Here is a 5550-nt window from a genome sequence, read left to right as displayed (position 1 = left end):
CGACGATCTTGTAGCAGATGTCCATCGCGAACCCGACGGGCTTCTGGTTGTCATCGAGATAGGAGAACGGGATCGAGGAGTCGCGAAAGCCCAGCGTGATGGCGCCGGTGTACTTGATGTTCTTCAGCGTTCCCGTGAGTTCCTGGGCCATCGCCGGCCCGGCGGACAACGCGCCAGCAAGCAGACAGAAGCTGATCCGACGGTATTTCACGAAATTCTCCCTCTTTTGGTTATTGACTGACGATACTTCAGCGACTCGATCTCGAAGGCCTGGCAGGCGATTTGACCGGTCCTTTCGCAGCCTGCCCCGCACGCCCGTCTGCGGCATGGACCGCATTATTCCTGCACAACTCGGACCAAAAGAGATTTAGCGAGCGCTGGCTATTCGTCCGGTCCTTGAATGCGACTAAAGATAGCGGCAACGCCCATTTGTTGCCCCCGATGGCCGCCAATCCCTTGTGGCCATGCGCCGCGGCGGTGCCTTCCGTAAGCCAGGCGACGCCGCGGCCGGCCAGCGCCATCTCGCATAGCACATCGGACATGTCGCTTTCGATCACCCGCTGGCCGGCGATCGGGGCATTCTCCAGGATGAGATCGACCAGGCGCGCGAAATAGACACCGGGCGAATACATCAGCAGCGGCACCGGATGCGACGCCTTGCCCGGCAGCGATATGCCTCCCTTGGCGGCCAGCGCCTCGCTGACATAGGGCCGCAAATACTCGGTGCCGAGGCTCACGCGCTCGTAGCGGTCCGGATCGAGATGGATCGGCTGCTGAGCGTGGTGATAGCAGATCATCAGGTCCGCGTTGCCCGACACCAGCGAGGTGACAAGATCATGGATGTTGCCGACCACGACCGAACAGCTCATGCGCCGCTCGGCGGACCAGGCTTGCCACCACTGCGGCAGCTGCGCCGTCGCCATGGCGAACGGCAGTGCGATCCTGATGTGCTCATGCGAGCGCAGCGGCTTGCCGCCAAGCTCGTCGCGGCTGTCTAGCATCTGCCGCAGCAATTCGCCGGCATGCTCGCGAAAGCGCTCGCCTTGCGGCGTCAATTGCGTCGGATAGACGCTGCGATCGATCAGATCGAAGCCGAGCCAGGCCTCCAGCGACTTGATGCGGCGGCTGAACGCCGCCTGCGACGTGTTGCGCCGCTCGGCCGCACGGGTGAAGTTGCCGGTCTCGGCCACCATCAGAAAATCCTGCAGCCAGCGCAGTTCCATCACGCGACCTGTCTTGATGCCGGACGCTGCGGCAGGTTCCCCGCGATACCCTGCTCCCGACGGCGCGGGACGGCGTGCGTCGACCGGCATTGCTTGCTGCCACGGTATTGGTTGCCCCATGGCGCGCAACCTAGCGAAGCGGCATATGGCCCGACCAATGCAAGCTTTGCATCAGGGCCTTCCGGCGCCGATTCCCGCCCAATTTCCTTCAAATCCCAGCCTTTCATGCGCCGATCCGCATTCGCCCGATGCCGCCCGACCGCTCCAGCGTGCTACGGCGGGGCCCATCATGCAAGTTTTGCATGATGCAGACATGGCATCGCCGGCGGCGATCACGCCGCCCTAGGTTGGCGGCCGCAACGCCACTCCTCGTCCCGATCGGCTCTGTTGCCGCATCGGGCGACAGTCCAGAATGAGTCCTTACATGAAAATCTGTGTGCTCGGCGCCGGCGTCATCGGACTGACGACGGCATGGTGCCTCAGCGAGGCCGGACATGACGTGATCATCGTCGACCGCCATGCCGAGACCGGCGCCGACGCCAGCGCCGCCAACGGCGGCCAGCTGTCCTATGCCTTCGTGACCCCGCTGGCATCGCCTGCGACACTGTTGAAGCTGCCCTCGCTGCTGGTCGCCAGAGACTCGCCGATGCGTATTCGCCCCGGCCTCGATCCGCATCTGATATCCTGGGGCGTTCGCTTCCTGCTCGCCTGCCGCTCGGCCGCCGTGCGCGACACCGTTGCCGCGCAGCTCGCGCTTGCCGCCATCAGCCGGGACGAATTGACGCGCCTGTCGCAGACGCTCGATCTCGCGTTTGGATTGCGAACCGCCGGCAAGCTGGTGCTGTTCCGTTCGCCCAGCGAATTCGACGCCGCGCGAAGCGCCGTCACCGGCAAGGCCGGCGCTGATAATGCGCAGCAGGTGCTCACGCCGGCCGAGTGCCTCGCACTGGAGCCCGCGCTCAAGCTCGGAGCACGCGAACTCGCCGGCGGCATTTTCACCGCCTCCGAACAGGTCGGCGATTGCGCCGCGTTCTGCGCCGCGCTTGCCGACCGGCTGACACAGCGAAACAATGTCGAGTGGCTGCTCGACACGCCTGTGACCGGACCGGTCCGGTCCGGCGGCCGTCTTGTTGGCGTGGACACCGTTAAGGGACGCGTGCAAGCCGACCGCTTCGTTCTCTGCATGGGAGCATCCTCGAGCGCCTTTGCAAGAGCTTGCGGATTCTACCTGCCGATCTACCCGGTCAAGGGCTACAGCATCACGCTGCAGCCCGCGGGCGAAGTCAGCGCGCTTCGCCACAGCGTCACCGACTTCGAACGCAAGCTGGTGTTCGCGCCGCTCGCGCGCGACGAAGGCACGGCGATCCGGGTTGCCGGGATCGCCGATCTCGACGGCAACGATGCAAGCCTCGATCCGGGCCGTCTCGACATCCTGCGCCGCGCGGCGGCGAAAATGCTGGGGATGGCGACTGACGGCGACGTCGAGCCATGGTGCGGTCTACGCCCAATGACGCCCGATAGCCGGCCGATCATCGGGTGGTCGCCGCTCTCCGGGCTGTTCATCAATTCGGGCCACGGCATGCTCGGCTGGACGCTGGCCTGCGGCAGCGCCCGCCTCACCGCTGACCTGATCGACGGCAGGCCGGCGGCGATTGAAGCCGGCGCGTTTGCGGTGCGGCGCGCGGCGTGACGGTTCTGTCAGGTACGTTTCCCTTTCTCGCCGAGATCCCAGAACAAGGTCCGCCATAAGCGCAAGGGTCGGCTTTGTTGGCGAGGAAGAGCTTTTTGGGTGCCCGGGAGATGCGCCTCCAATGCAAAGCTTGCATTGGATGGCCGGGAGAACGCGAACTAGCCTGCTGCTCGCATGACGGAGACTTTTCAGATGAAATGCCTGCCTGCCCTTCTTGCCGCCATTTGCTTTGGTCTCGTCCCGACTGCCCCTGCCATCGCCGCCGGCACGGCCGATCTCCTCATCAGCGGAGGAACGATCTACACCGGCGCCGACGAGGCTCCGTTCGTCGGCGACGTCGCGGTGAGCGGCGACAGGATCGTCTATGTCGGCCCGCATGCCGGCGCGCCGGCGGCAAAGGCCAGCATCGACGCACAGGGCATGATCGTCGCGCCCGGGTTCATCGACGTCCACACCCATCCCGAAAGCTATATCCGATCGGGCGATGCGGCCAAGCGGCTGAACGCGCCATGGCTGATGCAGGGCGTTTCGACCATCTTCATCGGCGTCGACGGCAGGGGTACGCCCAACGTCGCGGCCGATCAGGCCGAGCTCGAGGCGCAAAAGGTCGGCACCAACATCGTCAGCTATGTCGGGTTCGGTGCGGTCCGCGAGGCGGTGCTGGGCCATGATGCCCGCGCGCCTTCGCCTGATGAACTGGAACGCATGAAGGCGCTGGTTGCCAAAGCGATGTGCGAAGGCGCCATCGGCCTTTCCGCCGGGCTGTTCTACGCTCCGCAGAGTTTTGCCAGGACCGAGGAAGTGGTGGCGGTGGCGAAGGAAGCCGCGCGCCGCGGCGGCATCTACGACACCCACCAGCGCGACGAGAGCTCGTATTCCATTGGTCTGATGAACTCCGCGAAGGAGGTGCTCCAGATTGGCCGTGAGGCGGAGATACCGGTGCATTTTGCGCATCTGAAGGCGCTCGGCGTCGACCTGCAGGGCCAAGTGCCGGAAGTGATCCGCCTGATCGAGGCGGCGCGCGCGGCGGGCCAGAAGGTGACGGCGGATCAATATCCGTGGCTGGCGTCGAGCACGAGCCTCGATGCGGCGCTGGTGCCGCGCTGGGCGGTCGATGGCGGCTATGCGGCGATGATCAAACGTTTCGATGATGCGGCACAGATGGCGAAAATCCGCGACGAGATGATGGAGAATTTGCGACGCCGCGGCGGCGCGGACTCGATCCTGCTGACCAGCGTCGATCGGGAATGGACGGGAAAGCGGCTGTCAGAAATGGCCGAGGCGTGGAAGGTCGAGCCGGTCGACGCCGCGGTGCGCATCCTGCGCGCCAACCCGCGCGACTCGATCGCTTCCTTCAACATGATCGACAGCGATGTCGACCTCGTGATGAAGCAGCCATGGGTCGTCACCGGCTCCGACGGCACCGACGGCCATCCCCGGCAATTCGCCACCTTTCCGCGCAAATACGCCGTCTACGTCAGGGAGCGCAAGGTCATCGATTTGAAGACGTTCATCCGGCAGTCCACCGGGCTGTCGGCCGACATCTTCAAGCTCGACCGCCGCGGCTATCTGCGGCCGGACTATTTCGCCGATGTCGTGGTGTTCGACCCGGCCCGCTACGCGCCGAAGGCGGACTATGTGCGCCCGCGCGAGCTGACCGTCGGCGTGCACACGCTATTGGTCAACGGCGCGCCGACGATACAGGACGGCCAACTGACGACGGCGGCCAGCGGCCGCGCGCTCAAGCGCACGCCGGCGCCGGGGACTTGTCCGTAGAGATCGCCCGAGGGCCTTTCAAATGACGACCTGATTATGAACGTTGTATCAAAGGAGCGCGCCCCAACAGAGGTACCGGTCGCTGCGCGCCACCCCTGATCATCACCGAGGAACAGATCGCCGATATCTTTGCTGCCATCGGCCGTGCATTGAACAGCAATCAGCTGACGGCCTCTCAAAGTGCCGCCACCGTTGCAAGGCCGTGCTCCGCGGCCTCGAGCGCAGCGGCGATGTCGGTCTCGGTATGAACGGCGCAGAGGAACATGTTGTGCTTGGGATGGAAGTAGGCTCCCCTTGCAAGCATCCCGCTGCAGAAGGCTGAACCCTTCCGGTAGTCCGGGTCTCCTTCAAATAAAAGGGTCGAGTGCCGGCGGCCCTCGGCAGCAGCTCCGGCAGTACGAAGAACCACAGGAACAGCTGCACCAGCAGCGGCATGTTGCAGAAGAATTCGACGTAACAGAAGCCGAACCAGTTGGCGCCTTTCGACAGCAGCGTGCGCATCACCCCGACGATCAAGCCCGTGATGAGCGCCCCGCGCGAACGCGCCAGTCTTGGTTGTGCCGGCGCCCATGCAAATGTCCGGCCACCCCTGTGTCAAGAGTGGCCGGACATGATCCCGATCGAAAGATCGAGGCTGTATCTTACTTGTAGTCGTCCGGATTGGGCGAATCCGTCGGCTTGGCGAACTCGTTCTTCAGCTCGGCCGAGATCGGGGTGTTGAGGTTCAGCCCCTTCGGCGGGATCTTTTGGGTGAACCACTTGTCGTAGATCTTCTGCGCCTCGCCGGAGGTGTAGAGCGCCGCGGTCGCGGCATCGACGACCTTCTTGAAGGCGGCGTCGTCCTTGCGCAGCATGATGCCG

At 64.5% G+C, this 5550-nt stretch carries 4 protein-coding genes and 2 pseudogenes; 2 read left to right on the top strand and 4 right to left on the bottom strand.

The window, feature by feature from the left end; genetic code table 11:
• Positions 1 to 151 (bottom strand): annotated as a pseudogene (locus tag MOV75_RS25895) (amino acid ABC transporter substrate-binding protein); the annotation flags it as partial.
• A 97-nt stretch (positions 152 to 248) separates the two neighbouring features.
• The gene (locus MOV75_RS25890; RefSeq protein ID WP_247006828.1) at positions 249 to 1223 is read right to left on the bottom strand and encodes a LysR family transcriptional regulator; all 975 of its coding nucleotides are present in this window, start codon (positions 1221 to 1223) and stop codon (positions 249 to 251) included.
• Positions 1224 to 1647: 424 nt separating this feature from the next.
• Between MOV75_RS25890 and MOV75_RS25885 the strand changes: the two genes are divergently transcribed.
• The gene (locus MOV75_RS25885) at positions 1648 to 2913 is read left to right on the top strand and encodes a D-amino acid dehydrogenase (RefSeq protein WP_246930381.1); all 1266 of its coding nucleotides are present in this window, start codon (positions 1648 to 1650) and stop codon (positions 2911 to 2913) included.
• A gap of 192 nt (positions 2914 to 3105) precedes the next feature.
• The gene (locus tag MOV75_RS25880) at positions 3106 to 4689 is read left to right on the top strand and encodes an amidohydrolase family protein (protein WP_246930379.1); all 1584 of its coding nucleotides are present in this window, start codon (positions 3106 to 3108) and stop codon (positions 4687 to 4689) included.
• A gap of 366 nt (positions 4690 to 5055) precedes the next feature.
• Here the strand turns inward: MOV75_RS25880 and MOV75_RS25875 are convergent.
• A pseudogene (locus MOV75_RS25875) lies at positions 5056 to 5220 on the bottom strand (amino acid ABC transporter permease); the annotation flags it as partial.
• A gap of 110 nt (positions 5221 to 5330) precedes the next feature.
• The coding region (locus tag MOV75_RS25870; protein WP_246920387.1) for a transporter substrate-binding domain-containing protein at positions 5331 to 5550 on the bottom strand (220 nt) is incomplete at its 5' end.

This window comes from Bradyrhizobium sp. PRIMUS42 (genome assembly GCF_023006515.1).
Lineage (GTDB): Bacteria > Pseudomonadota > Alphaproteobacteria > Rhizobiales > Xanthobacteraceae > Bradyrhizobium.
This window is presented reverse-complemented; position numbering and strand designations above follow the sequence as displayed.

What these genes read in the sequence shown, in the direction of transcription:
- MOV75_RS25885 (WP_246930381.1), top strand. Translation starts at nt 1,648, where the DNA reads ATGAAAATCTGTGTGCTCGGCGCCGGCGTCATCGGACTGACGACGGCA.
- MOV75_RS25890 (WP_247006828.1), bottom strand. Translation starts at nt 1,223, where the DNA reads ATGGAACTGCGCTGGCTGCAGGATTTTCTGATGGTGGCCGAGACCGGC.
- MOV75_RS25880 (WP_246930379.1), top strand. Translation starts at nt 3,106, where the DNA reads ATGAAATGCCTGCCTGCCCTTCTTGCCGCCATTTGCTTTGGTCTCGTC.